At 68.4% G+C, this 26,563-nt stretch carries 24 protein-coding genes; 14 read left to right on the plus strand and 10 right to left on the minus strand.

The annotated features are described in order from the left end of the window. Nucleotides 1-86 precede the first annotated feature (86 nt). Entirely contained in the window at nt 87-1,031 is a 945-nt protein-coding gene (locus tag ACHMXA_RS24590; protein ID WP_395316634.1) for a LysR family transcriptional regulator, read from the plus strand. A 4-nt stretch (nt 1,032-1,035) separates the two neighbouring features. Here the strand turns inward: ACHMXA_RS24590 and ACHMXA_RS24595 are convergent, their stop codons facing one another. The 6 genes from ACHMXA_RS24595 to ACHMXA_RS24620 are packed head-to-tail and all read right to left on the minus strand — an operon-like array spanning nt 1,036 to nt 6,514. Beyond that, entirely contained in the window at nt 1,036-1,743 is a 708-nt protein-coding gene (locus ACHMXA_RS24595; RefSeq protein WP_218088042.1) for an ABC transporter ATP-binding protein, read from the minus strand. Next, nucleotides 1,733-2,467 carry an ABC transporter ATP-binding protein gene (locus tag ACHMXA_RS24600; protein ID WP_395316635.1) on the minus strand — a complete coding sequence of 245 codons (735 nt, stop codon included), beginning with the start codon at nt 2,465-2,467 and terminating at the stop codon, nt 1,733-1,735. The genes ACHMXA_RS24595 and ACHMXA_RS24600 overlap by 11 nt, the downstream gene beginning before the upstream one ends. Next, nucleotides 2,464-3,522, minus strand: coding sequence for a branched-chain amino acid ABC transporter permease (locus ACHMXA_RS24605; RefSeq protein ID WP_395316636.1), 1,059 nt, complete (start codon nt 3,520-3,522; stop codon nt 2,464-2,466). Before ACHMXA_RS24605 ends, ACHMXA_RS24600 begins: the two co-directional genes overlap by 4 nt. Beyond that, a complete protein-coding gene (locus ACHMXA_RS24610) occupies nt 3,522-4,403 on the minus strand; it encodes a branched-chain amino acid ABC transporter permease (RefSeq protein ID WP_395316637.1) in 882 nt (293 codons plus the stop codon). The genes ACHMXA_RS24605 and ACHMXA_RS24610 overlap by 1 nt, the downstream gene beginning before the upstream one ends. 32 nt (nt 4,404-4,435) lie before the next feature. After that, the gene (locus tag ACHMXA_RS24615) at nt 4,436-5,683 is read right to left on the minus strand and encodes an ABC transporter substrate-binding protein (RefSeq protein ID WP_395316638.1); all 1,248 of its coding nucleotides are present in this window, start codon (nt 5,681-5,683) and stop codon (nt 4,436-4,438) included. Between the two features lie 45 nt (nt 5,684-5,728). After that, the gene (locus ACHMXA_RS24620; RefSeq protein WP_395316639.1) at nt 5,729-6,514 is read right to left on the minus strand and encodes a putative hydro-lyase; all 786 of its coding nucleotides are present in this window, start codon (nt 6,512-6,514) and stop codon (nt 5,729-5,731) included. A 170-nt stretch (nt 6,515-6,684) separates the two neighbouring features. On the opposite strand from ACHMXA_RS24620, the gene ACHMXA_RS24625 reads away from it, so the two are divergent. The 4 genes from ACHMXA_RS24625 (at nt 6,685) to ACHMXA_RS24640 (ending at nt 9,734) form a co-directional block, all read left to right on the plus strand. Further along, on the plus strand, nt 6,685-7,617 hold the full coding sequence (locus ACHMXA_RS24625; RefSeq protein ID WP_395316640.1) for a LysR family transcriptional regulator: 933 nt from the start codon (nt 6,685-6,687) through the stop codon (nt 7,615-7,617). Nucleotides 7,618-7,762: 145 nt separating this feature from the next. Next, entirely contained in the window at nt 7,763-8,020 is a 258-nt protein-coding gene (locus ACHMXA_RS24630; RefSeq protein ID WP_395316641.1) for a biotin carboxylase N-terminal domain-containing protein, read from the plus strand. Further along, nucleotides 8,017-8,760: a 5-oxoprolinase subunit PxpB gene (pxpB, locus tag ACHMXA_RS24635; protein ID WP_395316642.1), complete on the plus strand. Its 744-nt coding sequence runs from the start codon at nt 8,017-8,019 to the stop codon at nt 8,758-8,760. Before ACHMXA_RS24630 ends, pxpB begins: the two co-directional genes overlap by 4 nt. Next, nucleotides 8,757-9,734, plus strand: a complete 978-nt coding sequence (locus ACHMXA_RS24640) for a biotin-dependent carboxyltransferase family protein (protein WP_395316643.1) — start codon at nt 8,757-8,759, stop codon at nt 9,732-9,734. The genes pxpB and ACHMXA_RS24640 overlap by 4 nt, the downstream gene beginning before the upstream one ends. A 111-nt stretch (nt 9,735-9,845) precedes the next feature. On the opposite strand, the gene ACHMXA_RS24645 is transcribed toward ACHMXA_RS24640, so the two are convergent. Beyond that, entirely contained in the window at nt 9,846-11,048 is a 1,203-nt protein-coding gene (locus ACHMXA_RS24645; RefSeq protein ID WP_395316644.1) for an acetate/propionate family kinase, read from the minus strand. Nucleotides 11,049-11,067: 19 nt separating this feature from the next. Beyond that, nucleotides 11,068-12,891, minus strand: coding sequence for a sulfoacetaldehyde acetyltransferase (xsc, locus tag ACHMXA_RS24650; protein WP_395316645.1), 1,824 nt, complete (start codon nt 12,889-12,891; stop codon nt 11,068-11,070). 159 nt (nt 12,892-13,050) lie between these two features. Between xsc and ACHMXA_RS24655 the strand changes: the two genes are divergently transcribed. The 8 genes from ACHMXA_RS24655 to ACHMXA_RS24690 all read left to right on the plus strand — a co-directional run bounded on the left by ACHMXA_RS24655 (nt 13,051) and on the right by ACHMXA_RS24690 (nt 22,339). Continuing rightward, nucleotides 13,051-13,890 (plus strand): IclR family transcriptional regulator, encoded by an 840-nt coding sequence (locus tag ACHMXA_RS24655; protein WP_395316646.1) that lies wholly within the window; start codon nt 13,051-13,053, stop codon nt 13,888-13,890. Nucleotides 13,891-13,915: 25 nt separating this feature from the next. Then, nucleotides 13,916-14,899, plus strand: coding sequence for an AAA family ATPase (locus tag ACHMXA_RS24660; protein WP_395316647.1), 984 nt, complete (start codon nt 13,916-13,918; stop codon nt 14,897-14,899). Next, nucleotides 14,896-16,632 (plus strand): cobalt chelatase, encoded by a 1,737-nt coding sequence (locus ACHMXA_RS24665; protein WP_395316648.1) that lies wholly within the window; start codon nt 14,896-14,898, stop codon nt 16,630-16,632. Before ACHMXA_RS24660 ends, ACHMXA_RS24665 begins: the two co-directional genes overlap by 4 nt. Before the next feature lie 142 nt (nt 16,633-16,774). Next, nucleotides 16,775-17,584: an IclR family transcriptional regulator gene (locus ACHMXA_RS24670; protein ID WP_395316649.1), complete on the plus strand. Its 810-nt coding sequence runs from the start codon at nt 16,775-16,777 to the stop codon at nt 17,582-17,584. Beyond that, nucleotides 17,581-18,570, plus strand: a complete 990-nt coding sequence (locus ACHMXA_RS24675) for a tripartite tricarboxylate transporter substrate binding protein (RefSeq protein WP_395316650.1) — start codon at nt 17,581-17,583, stop codon at nt 18,568-18,570. Before ACHMXA_RS24670 ends, ACHMXA_RS24675 begins: the two co-directional genes overlap by 4 nt. A gap of 15 nt (nt 18,571-18,585) precedes the next feature. Next, the gene (gene sauS / locus ACHMXA_RS24680; RefSeq protein WP_395316651.1) at nt 18,586-20,025 is read left to right on the plus strand and encodes an acylating sulfoacetaldehyde dehydrogenase; all 1,440 of its coding nucleotides are present in this window, start codon (nt 18,586-18,588) and stop codon (nt 20,023-20,025) included. 2 nt (nt 20,026-20,027) lie between these two features. Then, nucleotides 20,028-21,545 carry an AMP-binding protein gene (locus ACHMXA_RS24685; RefSeq protein ID WP_395316652.1) on the plus strand — a complete coding sequence of 506 codons (1,518 nt, stop codon included), beginning with the start codon at nt 20,028-20,030 and terminating at the stop codon, nt 21,543-21,545. After that, entirely contained in the window at nt 21,542-22,339 is a 798-nt protein-coding gene (locus ACHMXA_RS24690; protein WP_395316653.1) for a sulfite exporter TauE/SafE family protein, read from the plus strand. Before ACHMXA_RS24685 ends, ACHMXA_RS24690 begins: the two co-directional genes overlap by 4 nt. A 13-nt stretch (nt 22,340-22,352) precedes the next feature. On the opposite strand, the gene ACHMXA_RS24695 is transcribed toward ACHMXA_RS24690, so the two are convergent. Next, a complete protein-coding gene (locus tag ACHMXA_RS24695; protein WP_395316654.1) occupies nt 22,353-23,567 on the minus strand; it encodes a DUF2252 domain-containing protein in 1,215 nt (404 codons plus the stop codon). A gap of 101 nt (nt 23,568-23,668) precedes the next feature. Next, nucleotides 23,669-24,475: an IclR family transcriptional regulator gene (locus ACHMXA_RS24700; protein ID WP_395316655.1), complete on the minus strand. Its 807-nt coding sequence runs from the start codon at nt 24,473-24,475 to the stop codon at nt 23,669-23,671. 316 nt (nt 24,476-24,791) lie between these two features. Between ACHMXA_RS24700 and ACHMXA_RS24705 the strand changes: the two genes are divergently transcribed. After that, the gene (locus ACHMXA_RS24705; protein WP_395316656.1) at nt 24,792-26,429 is read left to right on the plus strand and encodes a methyl-accepting chemotaxis protein; all 1,638 of its coding nucleotides are present in this window, start codon (nt 24,792-24,794) and stop codon (nt 26,427-26,429) included. Nucleotides 26,430-26,563 lie beyond the last annotated feature (134 nt).

A 26,563-nucleotide genomic window follows, 5' to 3' on the forward strand; every position in this document is an offset into this window, starting at 1 on the left:
GGTCCTTTGTTTTCTTGTTTTCAGGCGGGGTCCGCTCGATGGTATGCAGCCTCGATCAAACGAAAAAGCAGAGAATATCGCTCACCATGACCGGAAAAACTGATCAGCAGCAGGGCACGCCATCGAGCTCCCGCCTGCGCCTGAACCTGCGCCAGCTCGAGGTGTTCGTCGCCACCGCGCGCGAAGGCAGCACCCGCGCCGCGGCCGACCGCATCGCGCGTTCGCAGTCGGCGGCCAGCAGCGCGCTGGCCGACCTGGAGTCTTCTGTGGGCGTGCAACTCTTTGACCGGCTGGGGCGCCGCCTGGTGCTCAACGAGAACGGCCGCGCGCTGCTGCCCAAGGCGCAGGCGCTGCTCGACCAGGCCGCGGAGGTCGAGGCGCTCTTCAGCGGCGAACATGCGGCGCCGCTTCGCGTGGCGGCCAGCTTCACCATCGGCGAATACCTGCTGCCGGAGCGGGTATCGACGTGGACGGCACTGCATCCGCAGAGCCAGGTGCACCTGCACATCGCGAACACGCACGACGTGATCGAGGCGGTAGCGGGCTTCGACGTGGACGTAGGCTTCATCGAAGGCCCGCAGACGCACCCCGACCTCGTGGTGCGGCCCTGGCGGGAGGACGAGCTGGTGATCGTCGCCGCGCCCGGCCACGAACTGGCGGGCCGCATCGCCACGCACAGGCAGCTCTCGCAGGCGACCTGGGTGCTGCGCGAGCATGGCTCAGGCACGCGGCAGGTGACGGATGCTTGGCTGATCCAGAACCTGGAGCAGGTGCACGTAGGCTTCGAACTGGGCAGCACCGAAGCCATCAAGCGCGTGGTGGCTTCGGGCACCGGGCTCGCGTGTCTCTCGCGCTACACGGTGGCGCAGGCGCTGGAAGACGGGCACCTGGTCGAGCTGCGCACGCGCCTGCCGGCCGGCGTGCGGCGGCTGGCGACGGTGATGCACCGCGACAAGCTGCTGGGCCGCGCGACGGCGGATTTCCTGCGCCACTGCGGCGCGGTGGTGCCGCGCCCCTCCTCGTCGCGCTAGCTCTTCAGATGCCCAGGTAGGCGCGGCGCACTTCGGGGTTGTCGCGCACCTCGGCTGCGGTGCCGGACAGGATCACCCGCCCCGTCTGCAGCACGTACGCGCGTTCGGCGATCTGGAGGCTTTCGGCCAGGCGCTGCTCGACCAGCAGCACGGTGACGCCGGCATCGCGGATGGCCACGACCGCGTCGAAGATCTCGTCGACCAGCTTGGGCATGATGCCCTGCGAGGGCTCGTCGAGCATCAGCAGGCGCGGCCGGGTCATCAGCGCACGGCCGATGGCCAGCATCTGCTGCTCGCCGCCGGAGAGCGTCTCGGCGCGCTGCGGCAGCCGTTCCTTCAGGCGGGGGAACAGCTTGAACACCATCTCCAGCGGCGCTTCGCGATCGGCCTTCTTGCGATGCAGGTAGCTGCCCAGGCGCAGGTTGTCCGCCACCGACAGGCGCGGGAACAGGCGCTTGCTCTCGGGCACGAAGGCCAGCCCTCGCGCGGCGATCTGGTGACCCGGCAGCGTCTCGATGCGCTCGCCGGCGAAGCTGACCTCCCCCGAGCGCGGCTTCACCATGCCTATCAGCGACTGCAGCAGCGTGGACTTGCCCGCGCCGTTGGCGCCGGCGACGACGACGATCTCGCCCTCCTTCACCGAAATCGAGATGTCGGAGATGGCGACGAGCCCGGCATAGGCCGAAGTGAGCCCGCGAACGTCAAGCAGCATGGTGGCGCTCTCCCAGGTAGGCGGAAATGACGGCGGGGTCGCGCACCACGTCGCGCGGCGAGCCTTCGGCGAGCACCTGCCCGAGATTCAGGACCAGGGCCCGGTCGACCAGCGGCATCACGACCTCCATCACGTGCTCGACCATGACCACGGTGACCCCTGCATCGCGCACCTTGCGGATCAGCTCCACACCCAGCCGCGCTTCGCTGGGCGTGAGGCCTGTCAGCACCTCGTCCAGCAGCAGCAGCTTCGGTCGGGTGGCCAGCGCGCGGGCTACTTCGAGGCGGCGTTTCTCGGGCGGGGTGAGCTGGTGGGTCGGCGTGTTGGCCTGGCGTGCCAGGCCGGTGAACTCGAGCATCTCCAGCGCCGCGTGGCGGGCGGCCGACGCGCCGGAATGTCGCACGAAGCTGCCGATCATCACGTTCTCGACCACGCTCATCGAATCGAAGGACCGCGGCACCTGGTAGGTCCGGGCGATGCCCAGGGCGCAACGCCGCGTGGCGGGCAGCGCAGTGATGTCCCGGCCTTCGAAGAAGATGCTGCCGGAAGTGGGCGGCAAGGCACCCGCGATCAGGTTGAACAAGGTCGACTTGCCCGCCCCGTTGGGCCCGATGAGCCCGAGGATCTCGCCCTTGCGGATCTGGGCATCGACCTTGGAGTTGGCCACCAGGCCGCCGAAGCGACGCGTCACCTGGCGGGCCTGCAGGAGGATGTCGCCGCTCATGGCGCGGCCTCCTTCCGACGACCCTGGCGCACCGGCCAGAGGCGGACCAGGCCCTCGGGCTTGAGCAGCGCCACCGCCATGACGAGGCCGCCGTAGATCATCAGGTCGAAGCCCGATCCCGAGCCGCCCATGTAGCTGCGCGAGAGCTCGGCCAGCGGAATCAGGATGACCGCTCCCAGCATCGGGCCCCACAGCGTGCCGATGCCGCCCAGCACGACCGGCAGCACGATCAGCAGCGAGAAGCGGAACTGCAGCACGCTGTCCGGGTCGACGTAGGAAACGAAGGCCGCGTAGAACCCTCCGCCCACGGCGGTAAGGAAGGCCGAGATGGCCGCTGCCGCCAGCTTGGAGCTGAGCACGGTCACGCCCAGGCTCTCGGCCGCCTCGGGGTTGTCCTTGACCGCGCGCCACCAGTAGCCCCAGCGCGAGTCCTCGATCAGCCAGCAGATGAACCAGGTGAGCGCCAGCAGGCCGAGCGCGAAGTGGATGTAGGGCGTCTTGTCGCGGGCGAATTGCAGGGTGGCCCAGCTGTCCTCGCCGAAAGGCCACTGGATGCCCGACGCGCCGCCCAGCCATTCCCAGTTGTGCACGATGAGCAGGCCCATCTCCGCGATCACGATGGTGGCGATGGAGAAGTAATGCCCCTTCAGCCGGAAGCAGCCGTAGCCTAGAACCACCGCAAGCGCCGCGGCCATCAGCCCGCCGCTCAGCATGCCGAGCCAGGGCAGCAGGTTGAAGCCGACGTAGAACTTGCTGGTGGCATAGGCACCGACGCCGAAATACAGCGCGTGCCCCAGCGAGATCTGGCCGCAGTAGCCTCCCAGGATGTTCCAGGCCTGCGACAGCGCGGCGTACATCAGGGTGAGCACGATGACGTTTCGCAGATAGGCGTTCTGCACCACCAGCGGCGACAGCGCGGCCAGCACGAAGATCGCCAGCGCAACGACGAGCTGCATGCGTCGGCGGCGGCCGAAGCTGTGCACCGCGTCGGCTGCGGCGTTCGTGGAAGCCGCCACGGCGGGTGCCGTGGTGGCGGCGAGGATCGTCGGTTGCATCAGAGTCTTCCGAAGAGGCCCTGCGGACGCAGGAAGATGACGGCCAGGTAGAGCACGTAGATGCCCATGGACTTCATGGCCGGCGGCAGCACGACGGCCGTCAGCGCCTCGACCAGGCCGACGACGATGCCTGCCGCGAAGGCGCCGAACACGCTGCCGAAACCGCCGAGCGCCACGGTGATGTAGGCGATGGTGCCGAACGCGGCGCCGACCTGAGGATGGATGTAGTAGAAGGTGGAGAGCACCGCGCCCGCCACGCCGACCAGCGCAGCCCCCATGCCCCAGCCCAGCGCGAAGACCCGGTTGCTGTCGATGCCGACCAGCGCCACGGCGCCCTTGTCTTCCCGCGTGGCTTCCAGCGCGCGACCGAAGTCGGAGTGCTTCATCAGGAGGTAGAGGCCGCCGAATGCGACCAGGGAAACCACCGCGCCGAACACCTGCGGCAACGGCAGGAACAGGCCGCTCAGCTCCAGCGTCTTGCCGCCGAGCCAGCCGTTGTCGCCGATGTTGCGGTAGTCGGGCGTGAAGAAGAACTGCGCCGCGCCCTGGATCAGCGTGGCCAGGCCGAAGGTGGCGAAGATCTGCACCATGCCGGCGTTGACCTTCACCCGCAGCGCATGGCGCACCACGCCGGCATAGACACTGGCCCCGAAGATGAACATCACGGCCGCCACGAGCGGCAGGGCCAGCACGGGGTCGATGTGGAAGAAGACGAAACACCCGAAGGTGGCGTACATGGCCAGCATCATGAATTCGCCATGGGCGAAATTCACGACGTCCATCAGCCCGAAGATGAGAGACAGGCCTACGGCGACCATGCCGTAGATCAGCCCCATCAGCAGGCCGCTGGCCAGGATCTGCATCAATGCGGAAGCGGTCATGGTGCAAAGGGCGGCATTGCGAACCGGGGCGCTCAGGCGTTCATCGGCCACGCCAGCTTGGCGGTGGCGACTTCGAACGGGTACACGGTGACGAAGCGGCCCTTGGTCCACTGGATCAGTACCGGGTTGGCGAAGGTGTTCTGGCCGGTGGCGTCGAACTTCACGCGCGACCACGGCATGATGGTTTTCTCGCCGGGGATGTCGGTGGCGGCGAGCGCGTCACGGATCTTGCGCGGATCGACCGAGCCGGCGCGGTCGATCGCTTCGGCCAGCACCATCAGGGCACTGAACTGGCGCGACGTCTGGTCGTTCATGTCGCGGCCCGCCTTGGCCTTGAACATCGCATTGACGGCCTTCGCGGAGGCGCGCTTCTCGCCCATGTCCTCGGAGAAGCTCGCGCGGCTGATCATCCCGACCAGCTTGTCGCCGACCGCGTCGAGCGCCGGCTTCTCGACGAAGCCCGCGGCTTGGGCGACGATGTTGCGCGGCTTGTAGCCCAGCGATGCCATGGTGTTGGTCAGCAGGATCGCGTCGGTGGTGTAGCTCGACGGCATGAGCACGTCGGGATTGGCATTCTTGATCTGCTGCACTTCCGCGGTCAGCGACGGAGAGTTGTTGCGGTACTTGATGTCGCAGGCGATCTTGTAGCCGCGCTCGGTGGCGAGCTTGCGCTGCACGGTGGAGGAGTCGGTGCCGAAGATCGTGTCTTCGTAGAAGAGCCCCACCGAGCCGATCTTCTGACCCTTGGCCTTGAGCGCATCCATGAAATCGAACATGGCCTCGGAGAACATCTCGTCGTGCGCTGCCGTGCGGAAGAAGAACTTCAGGTTGCGGCGGTTCAGGCTGGGCGAGGAGGAGTCGGCACAGACGAAAGGCACGCCGTAGCGCTCGCAGGTGGCGCTGACGGTGGTGGACACGGAGGAGTGGTAGCAGCCCACGATGGCGCAGACGCCGTCCTGCGTGATGAGACGCTCGGCCTCCGCGCGGCCCTTCTGCGGATCGGCCTGGTGGTCGGCATAGACCACGCGCACCTTGGCGCCGCCCAGGTTGGCCAGGCCGGCATTTTTGGCGGTCGGCAGGTCGAGCGCACTGGCGCTGTTGATGATGTCCAGCGCAGTCTCGAAGGCCTGCTTGGCGTCGATGCCGACTTGCGCGCTGGAGCCGGTCAGCGGGTAGATCGCGCCGACGACGACCTCCTTGCCCTGGGCCAGCGCCTCGGTCCATGCGCCCTGCAGGACGGCCACGGCGCCCGCGCTGAGAAGAACTTGCCTGCGTTTCATCGAATGACTCCTGGTATGGATGGGTGACGGAATCGGGAAGGCGCTTCAGAACACCGCGAGGTGGCTGTTGCGGACGTCGGTGACCAGCATGTGGCCGGGCTTGTGGGTGATCGCAAAGGGCAGGCGGGCCGAACGGATGGCCTGCTGCGGCGTGACGCCGCACGCCCAGAAGACGGGAATCTCGCCGGGACGGATCTCCGCGGCCTCGCCGTAGTCGGGCGCATCGATGTCGGCGATGCCGATCTCGGCCGGATCGCCCAGGTGCACCGGCGCGCCGTGCGTGCTGGGAAAACGCGACGTGATCTGCACGGCGCGGATGGCCTGCGCCGCCGTCATGGGCCGCATGCTGACCACGCCCATGCCGCCGAAGCGCCCGGCGGTCCCGTTGGGGCGGTTGGTGTCGTACATCGGAACGGTGGTGTTCTGCTCGATGTGGCGAACGGGCACGCCGCCTTCCAGCAGCGCCTCCTCAAAGGACAGCGAGCAACCGATGACGAAGCCGACGAGGTCGTCGCGCCAGAGGTCTCGCAGATGGGGCACTTCGGCGACCTTCTCGCCATTGCGGAAGACGCAGTAGCCGGGAACGTCGGTGCGCAGGTCGATGTCGTCGCCGAGCTCCGGCACGGCCGGATCGCCGGCCTGGGTGATGCCGATCACCGGGCACGACTTCGGGTTCAGCCGGGCGAAACGCAGGAACTCGTCGGCGTACTCGCTGGGCATGATCGCGAGATTGCCCTGTGTGTAGCCCGGGCACTGTCCGGCGGTCTGCGCGGTGAACCGGCCGGCACGTACGAGCTGCCTGAAGGCAAGGGGCGAGGAAGCGACGGTCATGGCGTTTCGGCGTGTGAGCAAGGAAGTTGCTTACTCTATGAAGCGTGCCGGTCCACCGTCCATCGAAGAATTGTCAAAGCAGCTGTTCAGAAGACTTGAACAGCAGCGCACAACAATCGAACACGGCCCACCAAGACGGAGCGCCGCACGCACCATTTGGAATAACGACGATGAACACCCGTTTCGTGGAAACCTTCATTCTTCTGGCCCGCATCGGCAGCGTCCGCCGGGTTGCGGAAGTCATGCACACCACGCCCGGCGCCATATCGATGCGCCTGCGCTCGCTGGAAGAGGAGCTGGGGGTGTCGCTGTTCCTGTACGACGGCAGGAGCATGACGCTGACGGAGCATGGAGCACGGCTGGTGCAGCCCGCCGAGTCGCTGCTGGAGACCACGCGCAAGATGGAGGCCACCGCGCGCGACACCGGCGCGGAGATCGGCGGGCGCGTGCGCGTGGGCATCATCGAGACGGTCGTGCATACCTGCCTGCCCGACCTGATGAAGCTCATGCGCTCCAGCCTTCCCGGCGTCGAGCTCGACCTGCAGGTGGACCTCACCGTGAACCTCGCCGAACAGATGCTGTCGGGCAACCTCGACCTGGTGATGCGCGTCTCCAGCGCCGTGCATCCCTCTCACGCCACGGTGGAAGACCTGATGATGCTGCCCGTGCACTGGGTGGCGCGCAAGGGACTGCTTCCCAGGCGAGACCTGCAGCACAGCGTGCTGCGCCAGCAGCTGCTGACGCAGGTGCGCGGCACGCAGCCCTACCTGGATGCGATGAACGTCATCCAGCAGATGGCGGGCCGCCAGGGCGTGGCGCTGAGCGAACTGCGGGTGTCGGCGGCACCCAGCATCGCCGCCCAGCTGGCGCTGACGCGCGAAGGCGTGGGCGTGGCGCTGGTGCCGGGCATCTTCGTGAAGGAACAGATCGAGCGCGGCGACCTGGTCGAATTCGACCTTCCGCCGCTGCCGGCCTTCAAGATGTCGCTCTGGTACCCGTGGAATGCCTCACCGCTGGTGGTACGCACCGCGGAAGTCCTGCGCAAGGGAGCGCGCAATTTCTGCAGGCGCCACGATGCACGCTGGGTGACCCCTCTGGCCTGACCTGAGGCGCGCGCAGGCGGCCGGGCGCGGTGGCGCTTGTTGTCACCTGTTCAATATTCCTGAATGGATCGGCGTAAAAGTTCTGGGTTGGCAATGCAGGCGGCCATTCCTAGACTGCCTCCTCCTTTCATTCACGACCGCCCACGTGTTCCAGAAGATCCTCATTGCCAACCGGGGAGAGATTGCCTGTCGCCAGTTGGGAGCTGCCACCATCGCGGTCCATTCCGATGCGGGCGAGTGCCGGCTCCATGTCGAGGACCCGATGATCGCCAAGCTCATCTCGCACGGCTCCGGCTGCGAGACCACGATCGCGATCATGCGGCGCGCCTTGCAGGCGCTCGAGATCGAAGGCATCCACCACAACGAGGCGTTGGAAGCCCGCGCGGCGCAGGCGGCGTCATGAGCGTCCTGTCGCCACTCCCGGCACGCATCGAGCCGCTGGGCGACAGCGCGCTGCGCATCGTCCTCGGCGACACGCTGGACCCCGGCGTCAACCGCCGCGTCTGCGCGCTGGCCGACCGCATCGCGGTCGCGCTCGCCGCCGGCCGCCTGCCGGGGGTGACCGATGTGCTGCCGGCTTTCAGCGTGGTCGGCGTGCACTACCGCGCCGACGCCGTTCCCACTGATGGCAACGAGAGCCCTTTCGCTGCGCTGCTGCGCCTGCTGTCGCCCTTGCTTCCCGAGCGCGAAGGGCTGTCCGTCGGCACCACGGACCGGCTGATCGAGATTCCCGTCTGCTACGGCGGCGAGTTCGGTCCCGACCTCGAGGAGACCTCCGCCGCCTGCGGCATGACGCCGGACGAGCTCATCGCCCTGCACCAGAACCCCAGCGAAGAGCAGCGCGTCTACATGATCGGATTCGCGCCCGGCAATCCTTACGTGGGCCGGCTCGATCCGGCGCTGGCCATCCCCCGCCGCGCGACGCCGCGCACCCACATGCCCATGGGCACCGTGTGCATCGCCAACCGGCAGACCGTGGTCTACCCGGTGGCTGCACCCGGCGGATGGCACATGATCGGTCGCACCCCGCTGCGGCTGTTCGATCCTGCGCGCGCCGAACCATGCCTGCTGCGCCCCGGCGACCGCATCCGCTTCAAGGCGATCGACCCGGACAGCTTCGCGCGCGCCATGGAGGCCGCATGAGTCTGGAGGTGGTCAATCCGGGCTTGCTGAGCACCTTCCAGGACCTGGGGCGCATCGGCTCGCAGGCCATCGGCATGCCGGTGTGCGGTGCCATGGACCCGCTGTCGCACGGCATCGCCAACCTCATCGCCGGCAACGCCTGCGAGGAAGCCACGCTCGAAATCACGCTGATGGGGCCTTCGCTGCGCTTCGGCCGCGACAGCCGCATCGCACTGGCCGGCGCGGACCTGAGCCCCACGCTGCAGCCCCCCGGCACCGACGCCGCCACGCCGATCCCCATGCTGCAGCCCGTGCATGTGCCGGCCGGCGCATTGCTGCAGTTCGGCAGGCGCCGCCGCGGCCTGCGCAGCTACCTGGCGCTGGCCGGCGGCTTCGGGCTGCCGGCTGCGATGGGCAGCCGCAGCACCTACCTGCGCGGCGCGCTCGGCGGCTTTCAGGGCCGGGCGCTGCGCAAGGGCGATGTCGTGCCCCTGCCGGCCTTCACGCTCGGCGCAACGCCCGTCGTCACGCCGACCGCGAACGCTGTGCTGCACGGCTTGCTGGAGCGTGGCGCGGCGGGCGCCACGGTCCGCATCGTCGAGGGGCCGGAATGGCCCCAGTTCACCGATGCTTCGCAACGGACTCTGCTGTCCGAGGCCTACCGCATCGGCTCGCAGTCGGACCGCATGGGCTACCGGCTCGAAGGGCCCGTGCTGCAGCGCAGCGCACCACGCGACATGCTGTCCGAGGCCGTCGCCTTCGGCACGATGCAGGTTCCGCCGGACGGCCAGCCCATCGTGCTGATGGCCGACCGCCAGACCAGCGGCGGCTACCCGCGCATCGCCCAGGTCGCGGGCGTCGACCTGCCCTTGCTGGCCCAGCGCATGCCGGGCGAATCGATCCGCTTCGAGCGCATTGCGCTGGAAGCCGCGCAGCGGCTGCTGCAGCGCCGCGCCTCGGCCATGGCGAGCCTGGCCCGGGCGCTGCTAGCCTAGGGCCTGATCTTGTTGTGCTCCGGCTGAGTTCGTCGGCAAGACACCGCGCCGCTGAGCTCCGAGGCGATGGGCTCCTTGCAACCAGCAGAGAAGAGAAAGAGAGAGCGCCCTTCAGCCGGCCGCCCGCAGCACGCGCGCCGTGTGCCTGGCGATCACCGCTTCTTCATCGGTGCGCAGCACCCATGCACTGACGGGGCTCTCGGCCCTCGTCAGCCGTGCCGCACCGCTGCGGTTGGCGGCGGCATCGACATTCACGCCCATCCACTCGCAGTCTTCGAGGATGCGTTCGCGCAGCGCCGCACCGTTCTCGCCGATGCCGCCGGTGAACACGATGGCATCGATGCCGCGCAGTGCCGCCGCGAGGCTGCCCATGTGCTGCACCACCTGCTCGGCGAAGTGGCCGATGGCCTCGGCAGCGGCAGGCTCGGCCGAAGCTTCCAGCACGCGCATGTCGCTGGAGACGCCCGAGATGCCGAGCAGCCCCGACTGGCGGAACAGCAGCGCCTCGACCTCGTCGGCGGACATGCCGCGCGAGCGCATCAGGTAGAGCACGACGGCCGCGTCGAGGTGGCCGCAGCGCGTACCCATCGTGAGACCGTCGAGCGGAGAGAAGGTCATCGTCGTCGCGACCGAATGGCCCTGCGCGATGGCGCACATCGAGGCGCCGTTGCCCAGGTGCGCGACGATCACCCGCCGCTGCGCGAGCTCGGGCGCGATGTCCGCGAACTGCGCGACGATGGATTCGTAGGAAAGGCCGTGGAAGCCGTAGCGACGCACGCCCGCGTCGTGCAACTCGCGCGGCAGCGCAAAGCGCCGGTTGACCTCGGGCTGCACCGCGTGGAATGCGGTGTCGAAGCACGCCACCTGCGGCACGCCATCGAAAGCGGCCATCGCGGCACGCACACCCGCGAGGTTGTGCGGCTGGTGCAGCGGCGCCAGCGGCTCCAGCGCGGCCAGCGCTTCGAGCACGCCGGCATCGATGTGCACCGGCGCCACGAAGTCCGCGCCGCCATGCACGATGCGATGGCCCACGGCCGCGATGCGCCCTTCTCCCGACTGCTTCGCGTGCCAATCGAGCAACGCCGCAAGCGCGCCCTGGTGCGAGGCCTGAGCGCCTTCGAGCGGCGTGTCGTGCAGCGTCTGCCCGTCGGCATCTCGCACGCGCAGCCGTGCCTTCAGGCCCGCGCCGAGCCCGTCGGCCTGCCCCGACCAGCGCGCAGCCGGCAGCGCGGCATCGCCATCGCCGGCCGCGTCGAACAACGCGACCTTGATGGACGACGAACCCGCGTTGAGCGTGAGCAGCGAACCGGTCATGGGGTGCAGTGGCTGGCGTTCAGACGTAGTCCTTGTACTTGTCGAGGAATCGTACCGGCTTCGACAGCGCATCGCGGCGGAACGGGTCGCCCAGCTCGCGGGTGCACATGATCTCGATCACGCAGGTCTTGCGCTCGTTCATCTGCATGTCGATGGCCTTCTTCAGCGCCGGGCCCACGTCTTCGAGCCTGTCGACCACGATGCCCTCGGCGCCCATGGCCTTGGCGATGCCCGCGAAGCTCTCGCTCTCGAGTTCGCCGGCCACGAAGCGGCGGTTGTAGAAGTCGACCTGGTTCTTCTTCTCGGCGCCCCACTGGCGGTTGTGGAAGACCACCGCCGTCACCGGGATGTCGTGGCGCACGGCCGTCATGATCTCGACCATGCTCATGCCCCACGCGCCGTCGCCGGCATAGGCCACGGCCGGGCGGTCGGGTGCCGCGCACTTGGCGCCGATCATGGTGGGCAGCGAGTAGCCGCAGTTGCCGAAGCTCATCGGCGCGAAGAAACTGCGCGGCTCCTCGAAGCGCAGGTAGCTGTTGGCGATGGCGTTGATGTTGCCGATGTCGGTGGAGACCATCACGCGCGGCGGCATGGCCTTCTCGAGCTCGCGCAGCACCTGACGCGGATGCAGGTAGCTGCCGCCGGTGGGCGTCTTCTCGCCCTTGGCTTCCTCGATGACGTCGAGGCTGAACTGGTCGCGCTCGTGGGTCCACTCGTCGAGCTCCTTCTCCCACGCGGCCTTCTCGGCCTTGATCTTCTCGGCGCGCTCGGCCTTGGTGGCGTCGCAGGCCAGCGTCTTGCCCTGCAGCCGCTTGAGCAGTTCCTTGGCCGTGGCCTTGGCGTCGCCGTGGATGCCCACGGTGATCTTCTTCACCAGGCCCAGGTTGGTGTGGTCGGCCTCGACCTGGATGATCTTGGCTTCCTTCGGCCAGTAGTCCATGCCGTGCTGCGGCAGCGTGCCGAAGGGGCCCATGCGCGAGCCGAGCGCGAGCACCACGTCGGCCTGCGCGATGAGCTTCATCGCGGCCTTGGAGCCCTGGTAGCCCAGCGGGCCGGCCCACAGCGGGTGGCTCGCGGGGAAGGAGTCGTTGCGCAGGTAGCCGTTGGCAACCGGCGCGCCCAGGCGTTCGGCGAGGGCCTTGCACTCCTCCACCGCGTCGCCCATGACCACGCCACCGCCCGAGAGGATCACCGGGAATTTCGCGGAGGCCAGCAGCTCGACCGCCGCCTCCAGGCTCTGCTCGCCGCCCGCGCCGCGCTCCACGCGCATGGGCTTCGGGATCTCGCACTGGATCTCGCCGTAGAAGTAGTCGCGCGGAATGTTCAGCTGCGTCGGGCCCATCTCGGAGATGGCGCGGTCGAAGCAGCGCGCCGTGTACTCGGCCATGCGCTTGGGGTTGTTGACGTGGCCCTGGTACTTGGTGAACTCCTGGAACATCGGCAGCTGGTTGGCCTCCTGGAAGCCGCCGAGGCCCATGCCCATGGTGCCGGTCTCGGGCGTGACGATGACCACCGGGCTGTGCGCCCAGTAGGCGGCCGCGATGGCGGTCACGCAGTTGCTGATGCCGGGGCCGTTCTGGCCGATGACGAGGCCGTGGCGGCCGGACACGCGCGCATAGCCGTCGGCCATGTGCGCGCCGCCCTGTTCGTGCACCACCGGGATCAGCCGGATGCCCGCGGGCGCGAAGATGTCCATCGCGTCCATGAAGGCCGAGCCCATGATGCCGAAGATGTCGGTCACGCCGTTGGCGACCATGGTCTCGACGAAGGCCTCGGAGGGCGTCATCTTCTGCACGCCCTTGACGGCTTCGCGTGCGGGGGCGGCGGCTGGCTTCTGGCTCATGGGGGCGTCTCCTGGAAGGATGAGGGGGGCGAGTTGCGCTCTAAAAGTCGGAACGACTTGTTCCGGAATTCGTTTCGGCGGAATATAGGACGGCATCCGGCTCGCGTCAAACAATTTACAAAAATCGGAACGCCTTGTCTCTTTTTTTGTAAAACGCATATGATCCGCGCCATGAAGATCGTCAAAGGCCTCACGCCTGAAGCGCAGGACCCGGCGGGCCCGGGTGGCGATTCGCCGACCATGCGCCTGTTCTCGCTGCTCGAAGTCATGGCCGCGAAAGACCAGCGCTATTCGCTGCAGGGCCTGGTGGAAGAAACCAGCCTGCCCAAGCCCACGCTGCACCGAATGCTCCAGCAGCTCGAAGGCGCGGGGCTGCTGCAGCGCGAAGGCGACGGGCGGCACTACGGCATCGGCACGCGGCTGCGGCGGCTGGCCGAGAACCTGCTGCTCAACGACAGCCTGCACGGCGCGCGTCACATGGTGCTGCGCCAGTTGGTCGAGGAGATCGGCGAGAGTTGCAACCTCACGGCCCTCTCGGGCAGCGAGGTCGTGTACCTCGACCGCGTGGAAACCGCCGCGCCGCTGCGCTTCTACCTGCACTCGGGTTCGCGCGTGCCGGTGCACTGCTCGGCCAGCGGCAAGATCTTTCTCTCGCAGATGAGCGCGGCGCAGCGCCGCCGGCTGCTGTCGCATGCACCGCTGGAGCCGTACACGCAAAAGACACTGACCGACCCCGAGGCGCTGGAGAAGGAAGTGCAGCGCGTACGCAAGGACGGCTACGCCATCGACCACGAGGAGTTCCTGCCCGGACTTCTTTGCATCGCCACGCTGGTGCCCTCGGGCGACGGCGCGCCTTCCAACCTCTGCATCGCGGTGCAGGCGCCGGTGATGCGGCTCGACGCCGCCAAGGCGAAGACGCTGCTGCCCGCGCTGCAACGCGCGGCACAGGCGCTGAGCCGCATCGACGCCGACGCCGCCTCCGACCGAGCGCTGGCCTGAAGACACCCCTTTCGCAGGAACCGCCATGACCGACACCGCCGACCTTCGACCCGACCGGATGCTCAGCGTGCGCGAGGTGTTCGGCATCGACTCCGACCTGCGCGTGCCCGCCTTCAGCGAGCGCGATGACCACGTGCCCGAGGTCGATGCGGTCTACCGCTTCAACCCCGACGTGACGCTCGCCATCCTCGCCGGCTTCATGCGCGACCGGCGCGTGATGGTGCAGGGCCTGCACGGCACCGGCAAGTCGACCCACATCGAACAGGTGGCGGCGCGGCTGAACTGGCCCTGCGTGCGACTGAACCTCGACGGCCACATCAGCCGGCTCGACCTCGTCGGCAAGGACGCGGTGGTGCTGCGCGAGGGCAAGCAGGTCACCGAGTTCCAGGAGGGCATCGTGCCCTGGGCGCTGCAGCGGCCGGTGGCGCTGATCTTCGACGAGTACGACGCGGGCCGGCCCGACGTGATGTTCGTCATCCAGCGCATCCTGGAGCGCGACGGCAAGTTCACGCTGATGGACCAAAACCGGGTGCTGCGCCCGCACCCCTTCTTCCGCCTGTTCGCCACGGCCAACACGGTAGGGCTGGGCAACCTCAACGGCCTGTACCACGGCGCGCAGCGGCTCAACCACGCGCAGATCGACCGCTGGAACATCGTGGCCTCGCTCGACTACCTGCCCGCGGCGGAAGAGATCGCCATCGTGCAGGCGCGCGTGCCTTCGCTGGCCGACGAGGCGGGCACGAAGCTGGTCGCAGCGATGGTGGCCGTGGCCGACCTCACGCGAAAGGGTTTCGCGGCCGGCGACCTCTCGACGCTGATGTCGCCGCGCACCGTGATCACCTGGGCCGAGAACGTAGAGATCTTCAAGGACGCCGCACTGGCCTTCCGCCTTTCCTTCGTCAACAAGTGCGACGACGCGGAGCGGGCGCTGGTGGCCGAATACTTCCAGCGCTGCTTCGACCGCGAATTGAAGGAGTCGCACCAGCTCTCGTCGGGCCCGCGCGAATGACCGCCGGCCCCGCGAGCGCGATGCAGCGCCGCGTGCGGCAGGAAGAACTCGTGGCGGAGCTCTGCGCGGGTGTGGTGCGTGCCTTCAGCGGCGAGCGCGACCTGCATTTCCGCGGACGGCGGCTGCACCGCGGCCGCACGGCGCTGCCGTGGTTCGCGCCGCACCTGCATCCATCGCCCGACACCGACGACTTCGCATCGTTCCGCGGCGTGGCCGACGGGCTCGCGCTGCGGCTCATCGCATCGGATGCCGCGTTGCATGAAAGCCTGCGGCCCGAGGAGCCGGTCGAGCGCATGCTGTTCGAGATGCTGGAGCAGTTCCGCGTGGAAGCGCTCGCGCCCGAGGTCATGGCCGGCATGCGGCATAACCTGCGGCATCGGCACGAGCAGTGGTCGCTCGCCTTCCATCACTCGGGCCTGACCGACACCGCGCGCGGCCTGCTGCTGTACGCGGTGGCGCAGATCTGCCGTGCGCGCGTCAGCGGCGAGCAGGTGGTCGAAGAAACCGAGGACATGCTCGAAGCCACGCGCTTCGCGCTCGCGCCGCTGATCGGGCATGCGCTGGCCGGCCTGCGCAAGGACCGCGCCGACCAGGCCGCCTACGCAGCACACGCCCGCACCATCGCGCGCACCGTCGCTGCGATGCTTCACGAGGCCGGCGAGGAAGACGGCGAAGCCCAGCGCGATGCGCACGTGGACGACAAGCGCAGCGTGTTCAGCCTCGTGGCCGACATGGACCAGGAGATCGTCGAGCGCTTCACCACCGCCGAGTCGGGCCGCAGCGAGGTGCTCGAGGGCGCGGGCGGCGCCTACCGCGTCTTCACCGATGCCTACGACCGCGAGCACGACGCCGCCACGCTCGCGCGCAAGGAAGTGCTCGCGGGCCATCGCGAGAAGCTCGACCGCCGCATCGCCGCGCAGGGCGTGAACGTCGCCCGCCTCGCGCGCGAGTTGCGTGCCCTGCTCGCAGTGCCCGAGCGCGACGGCTGGGACGGCGCGCAGGAAGAAGGGCTCATCGATGGACGTCGCCTCGCGCAACTCGTGGCGTCGCCCACGGAGCGCCGGCTGTTCCGCATCGATCGCATGGAGCCGATTGCCGACTGCATCGTCACCTTCCTCATCGACTGCTCGGGCTCGATGAAGGAGCACGCCGAGTCGGTCGCGATGATGGTCGACGTGTTCGCGCGCGCGCTCGAGCAGGCAGGCGTGGCCTGCGAGGTGCTGGGCTTCACCACCGGCGCGTGGAACGGCGGACGCCCGCAGCGCGAATGGGTGCGCGCGGGCCGGCCGCCGCATCCGGGGCGGCTCAACGAGCGCTGCCACATCGTCTTCAAGGCCGCGGCCACGCCGTGGCGGCGCGCGCGCCCCGCGATGGCGGCGCTGCTCAAGGCCGACCTGTTCCGCGAAGGCATCGACGGCGAGGCCATCGACTGGGCCTGCACGCGGCTGCGCCAGCGCGGCGAGGCGCGCAAGCTGCTGCTGGCGATCTCCGACGGCTCGCCGATGGACAGCGCCACGCACCTCGCCAACGACGCGCACTACCTCGACCACCACCTGCGCGACGTGATCGCACGGCAGGAGCAGCGCGGCGACATCGAGATCGCCGGCATCGGCGTGGGCCTCGACCTGAGCCCCTATTACAGCCGCAGCCACGTGCTCGACCTCGCGAACGCGAGCGGCAACGCCATCTTCCGGGAAGTCATCGAACTCATGGCCGGGCGGCATCGGCGCTGAGCCGCTGGACAGCCGGACTGCTGAGGCCTTTGGAACTACATCCAACTCCCCGATTGACAAAGGGCGTGTCGGGTCCATCATTGCGTTTCAAATTCAAGAACGCTGTTCTATTATTTGGAACATTAACGAAAGCCCCAGCCTCATGGATTCGACGCTTGCCAAGGGCCTCGCCGCCCTCGAATGGATGGTGCGCCAGCAGCGCGACTGCCGCGTCACCGAGTTGGCCCAGGCTTTCGGCATGGCGCGCAGCAACGCGCACCGCACGCTGCAGACGCTGGTCGAGTGCGGCTGGGCCGTGCAGGACCCGGAGACGAGCGCCTACCGGCCGAGCCTGAGGCTCTTCGAGCTGGGAGCGATGGTCTCCGAGGCATCCGACATCGGCTCGCTGCTGCGCCCCCACCTCGCGCGGCTGGCGCAGGCCACGGGCGAGACCATCCACCTCGCGGTGCTCGACGGCGCGGAGATCGTCTACCTCGACAAGTTCGACAGCCCCCTGCCGGTGGCCGCCTACTCGCGCATCGGCGGCCGCGCGGCGGCGTACTGCGTGGCCTCGGGCAAGGCGCTTCTCGCTGCGGCAGGCCTGGGCGTGCCGGCGCTGCAGGAGTGCCTGGGCACGCTGGAGCCGCACACCAGGAACAGCATCACCGACTTCGACACCCTTTTCAGTGAACTGGAACGCTCCCGCGCCCGTGGTTATGCAGAGAACCGCGAGGAATGGCGCATCGGCGTATGCGGCCTCGGCGTGCCCGTGCTCAATGCACGCGGCGAGGCCGTGGCGGCCGTCGGCATGAGCGTGCCCTCGATCCGCTTCGCGCGCACGCAGGCGCGCGGGCTGGCCGACCACCTGATGGCCTGCGCGCGCGATGCCAGCGTCACGCTGGGCTATCGCGTGGGCACCGCACCGGCCGGGCCGTCGCCGATGTCCACCATAAAGAGAAGGAGACCCGAATGAAGTTGTTCTTCGCCCCCTGGCTGCGCGCCGGGATGCTGGCTCTAGTCACCCTCGCAGCGCCCTTCGCCGCGCAGGCAGACAACGCAGGCGACTATCCGACGAAGCCCATCCGCCTCGTCGTGCCCTACCCGCCCGGCGGCGGCACCGACGTGATCGCGCGCATCGTGCAGGAGCGCTTCTCGGCCCTGCTCGGCCAGCAGGTGCTCATCGACAACCGCGGCGGCGCGGCGGGCTCGATCGGCACCGAGCTGGTGGCGAAGGCGCCGGCGGATGGCTACACGGTGCTCTTCACGCTCTCGTCGCACACCATCAACCCGGCCATCTACGCCAAGTTGGGCTTCGACACCGCGAAAGACTTCGCACCCGTCGGCATGGTCGCCTCGCTGCCGCAGATCCTGGTGGCCAATACGCAGTTTCCGGCGAATACCGTGGCGGAACTGGTCGCGCTGGCCAAGGCCAAGCCCGACAGCATCTCCTTCGCTTCGGTGGGCAACGGCTCGCCCGGGCACCTGGCGGGCGAGCTGCTGAAGCTGCGCACCGGCACGCAGATGACGCACGTGCCCTACCGCGGCGGCGGCCCGGCCGTGACCGACGTGATGGGCGGGCAGGTGCCGCTGCTGTGGGTGTCGATTCCGGCCGCCGCGCAGTTCGTGAAGGCCGGCAAGCTCAAGGCGCTCGCCGTCTCCACCACCAGGCGCAGCGCGGCCTTCCCCGACGTGCCGACGATGCAGGAGGCCGGCATTGCCGACTTCGACGTCGACTCCTGGTACGCCGTGTTCGTGCCCGCCAAGACACCCAAGCCCGCCATCGACAGGCTCAACCGCGTGATCAACACCGTCGTCAAGGAACCGGAGATCCGCGACAAGCTGCTCGCACAGGGCAGCGAAGGCGTGGGCGGAACGCCGGAGCAGCTCGGCAAGGTCGTGACCGCCGAACTCGTGCGCTGGCAGAAGCTCGCGAAAGAAGCCAACATCAAGGTGGATTGATCCACACAGGTCCCCATGGAACATACGAACAACCCGCCCTCCCCCATCGCCGAGCTGGTGGCACGCGCCCGCGCCGCACAGCGCATCTACGAGACCTGGTCGCAGGCGCAGGTCGACACCGCCGTGGTCGCGGCGGGCTGGGCCATCATCGAGCCGGCACGCAACCGCGAGCTGTCCGAGCTGGCCGTCAAGGACACCGGCGTGGGCAACGTCGAGGACAAGGTGCGCAAGAACCACCGCAAGACCTTCGGCCTGCTGCGCGACCTGCACGGCGCGCGCTCGGTCGGCGTGATCGCCGAAGACCCGGCGCGCGGCATCGTCGAGATCGCGCGGCCGGTGGGCGTGGTGTGCGCCATCACGCCGTCGACCAACCCGGGCGCGACGCCCGCCAACAAGATCATCAATGCGCTGAAGGGGCGCAACGCGGTAATCGTCGCGCCCTCGCCCAAGGGCTGGTCGACGGCGGCGCGGCTCATCGAGTTCATCCACCGGCAGTTCGACCGCATCGGCGCGCCGCGCGACCTGGTGCAACTGCTGCCGGCACCGGTCAACAAGCAGTCGACCGCCGAGCTGATGCGCCTGTGCGATCTGGTGGTGGCCACGGGCTCGCAGGCCAATGTGCGCGCAGCCTATGCAAGCGGCACGCCGGCCTTCGGCGTGGGCGCGGGCAACGTGGCGGGCATCGTCGACGAGACTGCGGATGTCGAAGCGGCGGCCGACCGCATCGTGCGCTCCAAGACCTTCGACAACGCGACCAGCTGCTCGTCGGAGAACAGCCTCGTCGTCGTCGATGCGGTGCGCGCGAAGATGCTCTCCGCCCTGAAGGACCGTGGCGCCGTCATGCTCGCCGACGCGCAGAAGGCCACGCTGCAGAAACTGATGTGGCCCGAGGGCAAGCTCTCTGCCGCTGTCATCGGCCAGTCGGCACGCACCATCGCCGAGCGCGCGGCCGCCGTGGATGGCGCGAACCGCGCCGCCTGGCAGGCGATTGCCGAGGCCGACCCGCGCATCCTCATGGTGGCGGAGGACGGCGTGGGCCACGACCACCCCTTCTCCGGCGAGAAGCTGAGCCCGGTGCTCGCGGTGTACGCTGCGCGCGACTTCGACGAGGCGGCCGCCACCGTGGCGCGCATCTATTCGTACGAAGGCGCGGGCCATTCGGTGGGCCTGCACAGCGCAGTGCCCGAACGCGCGCTCACGCTCGGCCTCACGCTGCCGGTGTCGCGCGTGATCGTCGACCAGGCGCACTGCATCGCCACCGGCGGCAGCTTCGACAACGGGCTGCCCTTCTCGCTGTCGATGGGCTGCGGCACCTGGGGCAAGAACAACTTCTCCGACAACATGAACTACCGGCACTACCTGAACATCACGCGCGTGTCGCGCCCGATTCCCGAGGTGGTGCCGAGCGAGGAAGACATCTTCGGCGCCTTCTTCGCCAGCCACGGCGCGAACTGACGATGACGGCGGCCGCGACCACGGTGCACGCGCTGATCGAGCGCCACGCAGACGAGCAGCCGCACGCGGTATACGCGCGCGCCACGGAATCGGAACGGCACATCACCTATGGCGAACTCGCGCGCGGATGCCGCCGCGTCTCGGCCGTGCTGCGCGGGCTCGGCATGCAGCCGGGCGACACGGTCTCGGTCGTCATGCCCAATGGCCTGCAGACGCTGCGGCTGCTGCTGGGCGCGATGCACGGCGGGTTCCGCGTGAACCCGGTCAACCTGCTGTCGCAGCCCGAGCAGATGCACTACGTGCTCTCGCATTCCGACTGCCGCCTGGTCTGCGTCGCGCCCGAGTGGGAATCGCGCGTGCGCGGCATCGTCGAAACCTTCGACCGGCCCGTGGAGCTGATCGTGGTCGACCCCGAAGGCGACGCGCTGCCCGGCGAGGAAGAAGCCGCTGCCGACGTGCCTTCGCCCTCGCCCGATGCGGTCGCGCTGCTGATGTACACCTCGGGCACCACCGGCAACCCCAAGGGCGTGATGCTCACGCAGCGCAACCTGGCGGCGAATGCGCATGCCATCAGCGTCGAGCACCAGCTGCGCCCTTCCGACCGCGTGCTGGCGGTGCTGCCGCTCTATCACATCAACGCCTTCACAGTGACCATGCTCGCGCCGCTGGCGCACGGCGGCAGCCTCGCGATGCCACCGAAGTTCTCGGCCGGCCGCTTCTGGGAACAGGCCACGCAGACGCAATGCAGCTGGATCAACGTGGTGCCCACCATGATCTCCTACCTGCTCGAGGGCCCCAGGCCGCCGCTCGCGCAGACGCTGTCGATCCGCTTCTGCCGCTCGGCCTCGGCCGCACTGCCGCCGGAGCACCTGCGCGCCTTCGAGCAGATGTTCGGCATCGGCATCGTCGAGACCATGGGGCTCACCGAGACGGCAGCGCCCTCGTTCTCCAACCCCATGGACCCGGCCGCACGCAAGATCGGCTCGGTCGGCCGTGCCTCGGGCTGCATGGCCGGCGTGGTGGATGCGCAGCTCGCGGCCGTACCCGACGGCACCACCGGCGAACTCGTCATTCGCGGGCCCAACGTGATGCTGGGCTACTACAAGAACGAGGAAGCCACGCGCGCGAGCTTCACGCCCGACGGCTGGCTGCGCACCGGCGACCTCGGCCATCGCGACGAGGACGGCTTCTTCTTCGTCACCGGCCGCATCAAGGAACTCATCATCAAGGGCGGCGAGAACATCGCGCCGCGCGAGATCGACGAGGCCCTGCTGAAGCATCCCGCCGTGCTCGAGGCCGTCTCCGTGGGTGTGCCCGACCGCCACTACGGCCAGGAGATCGGCGTGTGCGTCGTGCTGCGCGAAGGCAGCGCCTGCACCGAGGAGCAACTGCGCGAGTTCGCCGCCACCGTGCTCGGCCGCTACAAGGCCCCGGGCCACTACCGCTTCGTGCAGGACCTGCCGCGCGGCCCTTCGGGAAAGGTGCAGCGGCTGAAGCTGATGCCGCTCTTTCAGGCATGACGGCTGCCGAACTGCTGGTGCCGCCGCTGGCGCCGGCAACGCTCGCCTACAGCCTGTGCGTGGTGTTCGCGGCCGGCATCGTGCGCGGCTTCGCGGGCTTCGGCTTCTCCGCCATCACCGTCGCGGGCATGTCGCTGGTGATCTCGCCCGCGCTGGTGGTGCCCGCCATCTTCATGCTGGAGATCCTCGCCAGCCTGAGCCAACTGCGCGGCATCGCGCGCGACGTCGACCTGCCATGGCTCGGCTGGCTGATGCTCGGCAACCTCATCTGCATTCCCATCGGCGTGGCGCTGCTCGCATGGCTGCCCGAGACGCCGCTGCGCCTTCTGATCGGCGTGCTGCTGATGGCCGCCGCCCTGTTGCTGCGCGGCGGCGCACATGTCGCACTGGAACCCACGCGCGGCCTGCGTCTTACGGCCGGTCTGGCATCAGGCTTCATCAACGGCGTCGCGGCCATCGGCGGCATCGCGGTCGCGGTTTTGCTCAGCACCGCGAAGATGGCGCCCGCCGCGCTGCGCGCCACGCTGATCGCGCTGCTGCTCTTCAGCGACGTGGTGTCACTGATCAGCGCGGCGCTGATGCCTTCGTCGGCACACGCGTCCGGCAACCTGCTGGGGCCCGACACGCTCAAGTGGGCGCTGTGGCTCGCGCCCGCGATGCTGGCCGGCATCTGGTGGGGGCAGCGCTCGTTCAAGGGCGTGTCGCCGGAGCAGTTCAGGCGGCAGGTGTTGAATCTGCTGATCGGGCTGGCGACGGTGAGCGTGGTGCGGTCGGTGGTCGGGCTGATCTGGTGAAGACTGTCGGCGATCAGGCCGGCGGCGCCATCAGCCCCGCGTCATACGCTTCGCAATAGAGCGCCCAATCCTCCACCACCTGCGCCGCACACTGATGCGCCGCAGCCAGCAAGTCCCCGCGCCACGATTTCGCCGACGCCCCGAAGTCGATCAGCGCATCTGCGATGGCCGAACCCTGGCGGCCCGAGCTGCGCAGTTGCGCCCAGGCCATGAGCTGGCCCATCTCGGCGATCACGCCTCGAATATCGGCGAGGCGCGTGCGGTTCACGTCGAGCATCACGCGGTCTTCGCTGGGCTGGAGGCCGCGCAGCACGTACGAAGACTTGCGGCCGACGATGGGATGCAGGAAGGCCATCGACACGGCCTGCATGCGGCGCTGCAGGCCAACCACGCGGTGCGCTTCCGACGGCCATTCGGGCTGCTTCGTCTTCTTCAGGTGCGGCACGAGCGAGGACGGCAGCGCCTGCTTCAGGTCGAGCAGGAAGTTGGCGTCGGGCGAGCCCTTGCCTTCGATCAGCACGATGTAGCGCTCCACGCCGAGGCTGCCGGTTCCGGCGATCCGGCGGGCCACGTCGAGCACCTTGAAGAAGCCGGGGTTGGGCTGCGAGGCGGCGAAGGTGTCGATGAGCCTGGTGACCCGCTCGCGCTGCGCCTCGGTGGCCTGCAGCGCGTGCCTGCCATCGCAGCGGATGGAGCGCCTGCGGCCCTTGCGGTCGCTGCGCCGGTCGAGGAACGCGGGGCGGGTGCGCGCCTTCAGGGTGTCGAGCAGGTCTCTGACGAGGCCGCCTGCGGTGTCGCGCTCGATCCAGCGGGCCTTGCCCGGCACGAGCGCGCCGGCATAGGCATCGAGGAAGGTCTTGCACAGGGCGTCCGCGTCGGCGGTGCTCTTGCACAGGCCCTCGCCCGCCACCAGGATGCTCGACAGGAAGCGCACCAGCTCCCACGTCACCGGCGCGAGCGCGGCTTCGTCGAAGTCGTTGAGGTCGAAGTAGACGAGCCGGTTGTCGCCCTTGTAGCTGCCGAAATTCTCCAGGTGCGCGTCGCCGCACAGCCATGCCGCCGGTGCCTTGGAGAACAGCGTGCCGGCCGGCAGGCGGTCATAGAACAGGTGGCAGGTGCCGCGCAGGAAGACGAAGGGGCTGGAGCGCAGGTTGGCGTATTTCATCGCCAGCCTCTCGGGGTCGCGCCCGGCGTTGAAGCTGCGGATGGTCTTGGCGGCGTTGGGCATGCGTTTCGTTCTTTCTCCTGCGCTTGTCGCGAGCGGCGGATTCTGCGGCTGCGTACCCACTCGAAGCTGACGAAGCCCAAGACAGGCTTCGGCGCCGCCGCTCAGAGCAGCCCGGTCATCTTCTGCGCCGCCGCCTTCAGCGCGTCGATGCGCTGGAGGGCGTCGTCCATCGACATGCGCGCCGTCGGCGCATGCACCGCCAGCGCGGCACGCACTGCGCCGACCGCGTCGCGCACCGGCACGGCCACCGCCACGAGGCCGGCAATGAACTCCTCGTTGTCGCGCGAATGGCCTCGCTTCGCGATCGCCTCGCACTCGGCGCGCAGCGCATCTGCACTGGTGATGCTGTTGGGCGTCATGCGCTCCAGTGGCAGTCCGTCGATGAACGCATCGCGCGCCTTCGCCGGCATCAGCGCCAGGAAGAGCTTGCCGCTGGCCGTGCAGTGCAGCGGCACGTGCGAGCCCACGTCGAGCGTCAGGCGCAGCGGCCACTGGGCTTCCACGCGGTCGAGGTACAGCACCTGAGCGCCGTCGAGCGTGGTGAGGTTGCAGGTCTCGCCCACCTCGCGCACCAGCGCCGACAGCACCTCGTGCCGCAGTCCGCGCACCACGCCGTGGTTCAGCGTGTCGAAGGCCAGCCGGCGCAGCGCGGGGCCGACGGTGAAGGAGCGCTCGTCCACGTCGCGCGCGAGGAAACCGGTGGACAGCAGCTGGGTGCAGATGCGGTGCGCCGTGCCCTTGGGCAGGCCGAGCTGCGCGGCCAGTTCGGCCAGCGTCAGGGCACGGCCTTCGTTGGCGAGCAGTGCCAGCAGGCGCAGGCTGCGCTCGGCCGAGGAACCGGAGGCGGAGGCGGATTCCGGCTCCTCCGGGGGAATCGCCGCGGCGGATGCGCGCGCAGAACGTGACATGCAGATAAACCTTATGGGTTGGCCTGGGAAACAGCTAGGCGGGGCGATTGTTCCACCGCTCGGCCTTCCGGGCATTCCCGAAACTCCGGACGCAGCTTGCGTTCGCCGACGCATGCAGCATTCAAAGCATCGATAAAAGCTCGCTTCGTAAACAAAAATCCGTCATTTGTTATCAAAAACAAAAAAGGAAGAAGCAAAGCTTAAGAATCAGCATTCATGGCCGAAAAGAAAGGCACGGAAATCAGCCGCCCCGGAACGCGGCGCTTCCGGCACTGCGCATTGCCCTTTTCTCTTCCTTCTCTGCGGAATCGGACCCATGAAGACTCTCTCGACCCGGAAACTGCTCGCCGGGACTTTCACCGTACTCGTGCTGCTGGTGCTGCTCGTGAGCCTGCTGGCCCAGCGTTCGCTGAGTGCGGCCGACCATCGATTCTCGGGATACATCGCCGGCATCGCGCACCGGCAGGCGCTGGCCACCGGCATCAGCGTCGCGGCCAGCCAGCGGGCGATCGGCGTGCGCGACATGGTGCTTCTGGGCCATCGGTCCGATCGCGAATCGGCCAAGGCGATGGCGGTCGGCAGCAACGAGCAGCTGGCATCGAGCCTGAAGCAGCTCAAGGAAGCGCTCGAAGCCGGGGAAGACATCACGGCGCGCGAGCGGGCCATCTTTGCCAGGATCGAAAAGATCGAGAGGGAGTACCTGCCCATCGCGGTGTCCATCGTCGAACTCGCGGGCACCGGAAAGCGCGAGGAGGCCATCGAGAAGATGAACGTCGAGTGCAGGCCGCTGCTGGTGCAACTTCTCGCCGCCTCGAAGGAATACACGGACCACAACGAAGAGATATCCCGCACGAGCGTCGAGGCATCCGCGGCGGCGTACTCGAGGCAGCGGGTGCTGCTGCTCGCCCTGAGCATCTTTGCCGTGCTTGCCGCCGTGGCGCTGGGCATCTTCATTGCGCGCCGCCTTTTCGCGGCTCTTGGCGACGAGCCAGCCAAGCTCAGCGTGGCTGCCCACAAGGTGGCCCAGGGCGATCTGAGCGAAATCGACGGCGCGCACGAGGCCCCCGAGGGCAGCGTGCTGGCCTCCATGGCCGTCATGCAGCGCCAGCTGGTCGGCCTCATCGGCCAGGTCCGCTCCTCCGCCGACAGCATCGCCGCCGCGAGCGCCGAGATCGCCCATGGCAACAACGACCTTTCCCGCCGAACGGAATCGCAGGCGTCCTCGCTCGAGGAAACCGCCGCCTCCATGGAAGAGCTCAACTCCACCGTCAGGCGCAATGCCGACAACGCCACCGAAGCCAACAGGCTCGCCGACGGCGCGAGCAGCGTGGCCATGCGCGGCGGCGAGGTCGTGGTGCAGGTGGTGGAGACGATGAAGAGCATCAACGACAGCAGCAGGCGGATCGCCGACATCATCGGCGTGATCGACGGCATCGCCTTCCAGACCAACATCCTCGCGCTGAACGCGGCCGTCGAGGCCGCGCGCGCGGGCGAGCGGGGCCGAGGCTTTGCCGTGGTCGCGTCCGAGGTGCGCAATCTCGCGAGCCGGTCGGCCGACGCCGCCAAGGAGATCAAGGCGCTGATCAGCGCGAGCGTCGATCGTGTCGAGACCGGCTCGGCGCTGGTGGACCGTGCCGGAGTCACCATGTCGGAAGTCGTCGAATCCATCAGGCGGGTCGCGGACATCGTCGGCGAGATCAGCACGGCCAGCTCGGAGCAGAGCGTCGGCGTCGCGCAGGTCAGCGAGGCGGTGGTGCAGCTGGACCAGGCGACGCAACAGAACGCCGCGCTGGTCCAGGAAAGCGCGGCCGCGGCCGGAAGCATGAAGTTCCAGGCCGACCAGCTGGTGGAGGCTGTCTCGGTCTTCCGGATCAAGACCGGGCGTCCCGAATTCGCTGCTGTGGAGGGCGCCGCACTTGCCTTCCAGATCTCGGCGGAAGGCGCCACAGCCTAGGAACCAGGGACCGGCCGGGCCGCCGGTCATTCGGGTAAACCTTAAAAACGGAACATTGCGTTCCGAAAATCAATGTCCTAGGATTGGTTCGAACGAGGCGCTCGCCTTCCAGAACTTCCCCCGGGACCCATTGC

The organism is Variovorax sp. UC74_104 (assembly GCF_044055375.1).
GTDB lineage: Bacteria > Pseudomonadota > Gammaproteobacteria > Burkholderiales > Burkholderiaceae_C > Variovorax.

Bases quoted from the DNA above. Each gene is read 5' to 3' on its own strand.
- ACHMXA_RS24590 (WP_395316634.1), top strand. From the start codon at position 87: ATGACCGGAAAAACTGATCAGCAGCAGGGCACGCCATCGAGCTCCCGC.
- ACHMXA_RS24595 (WP_218088042.1), bottom strand. From the start codon at position 1,743: ATGCTGCTTGACGTTCGCGGGCTCACTTCGGCCTATGCCGGGCTCGTC.
- ACHMXA_RS24600 (WP_395316635.1), bottom strand. From the start codon at position 2,467: ATGAGCGGCGACATCCTCCTGCAGGCCCGCCAGGTGACGCGTCGCTTC.
- ACHMXA_RS24605 (WP_395316636.1), bottom strand. From the start codon at position 3,522: ATGCAACCGACGATCCTCGCCGCCACCACGGCACCCGCCGTGGCGGCT.
- ACHMXA_RS24610 (WP_395316637.1), bottom strand. From the start codon at position 4,403: ATGACCGCTTCCGCATTGATGCAGATCCTGGCCAGCGGCCTGCTGATG.
- ACHMXA_RS24615 (WP_395316638.1), bottom strand. From the start codon at position 5,683: ATGAAACGCAGGCAAGTTCTTCTCAGCGCGGGCGCCGTGGCCGTCCTG.
- ACHMXA_RS24620 (WP_395316639.1), bottom strand. From the start codon at position 6,514: ATGACCGTCGCTTCCTCGCCCCTTGCCTTCAGGCAGCTCGTACGTGCC.
- ACHMXA_RS24625 (WP_395316640.1), top strand. From the start codon at position 6,685: ATGAACACCCGTTTCGTGGAAACCTTCATTCTTCTGGCCCGCATCGGC.
- pxpB (WP_395316642.1), top strand. From the start codon at position 8,017: ATGAGCGTCCTGTCGCCACTCCCGGCACGCATCGAGCCGCTGGGCGAC.
- ACHMXA_RS24640 (WP_395316643.1), top strand. From the start codon at position 8,757: ATGAGTCTGGAGGTGGTCAATCCGGGCTTGCTGAGCACCTTCCAGGAC.
- ACHMXA_RS24645 (WP_395316644.1), bottom strand. From the start codon at position 11,048: ATGACCGGTTCGCTGCTCACGCTCAACGCGGGTTCGTCGTCCATCAAG.
- xsc (WP_395316645.1), bottom strand. From the start codon at position 12,891: ATGAGCCAGAAGCCAGCCGCCGCCCCCGCACGCGAAGCCGTCAAGGGC.
- ACHMXA_RS24655 (WP_395316646.1), top strand. From the start codon at position 13,051: ATGATCCGCGCCATGAAGATCGTCAAAGGCCTCACGCCTGAAGCGCAG.
- ACHMXA_RS24660 (WP_395316647.1), top strand. From the start codon at position 13,916: ATGACCGACACCGCCGACCTTCGACCCGACCGGATGCTCAGCGTGCGC.
- ACHMXA_RS24665 (WP_395316648.1), top strand. From the start codon at position 14,896: ATGACCGCCGGCCCCGCGAGCGCGATGCAGCGCCGCGTGCGGCAGGAA.
- ACHMXA_RS24670 (WP_395316649.1), top strand. From the start codon at position 16,775: ATGGATTCGACGCTTGCCAAGGGCCTCGCCGCCCTCGAATGGATGGTG.
- ACHMXA_RS24675 (WP_395316650.1), top strand. From the start codon at position 17,581: ATGAAGTTGTTCTTCGCCCCCTGGCTGCGCGCCGGGATGCTGGCTCTA.
- sauS (WP_395316651.1), top strand. From the start codon at position 18,586: ATGGAACATACGAACAACCCGCCCTCCCCCATCGCCGAGCTGGTGGCA.
- ACHMXA_RS24685 (WP_395316652.1), top strand. From the start codon at position 20,028: ATGACGGCGGCCGCGACCACGGTGCACGCGCTGATCGAGCGCCACGCA.
- ACHMXA_RS24690 (WP_395316653.1), top strand. From the start codon at position 21,542: ATGACGGCTGCCGAACTGCTGGTGCCGCCGCTGGCGCCGGCAACGCTC.
- ACHMXA_RS24695 (WP_395316654.1), bottom strand. From the start codon at position 23,567: ATGCCCAACGCCGCCAAGACCATCCGCAGCTTCAACGCCGGGCGCGAC.
- ACHMXA_RS24700 (WP_395316655.1), bottom strand. From the start codon at position 24,475: ATGTCACGTTCTGCGCGCGCATCCGCCGCGGCGATTCCCCCGGAGGAG.
- ACHMXA_RS24705 (WP_395316656.1), top strand. From the start codon at position 24,792: ATGAAGACTCTCTCGACCCGGAAACTGCTCGCCGGGACTTTCACCGTA.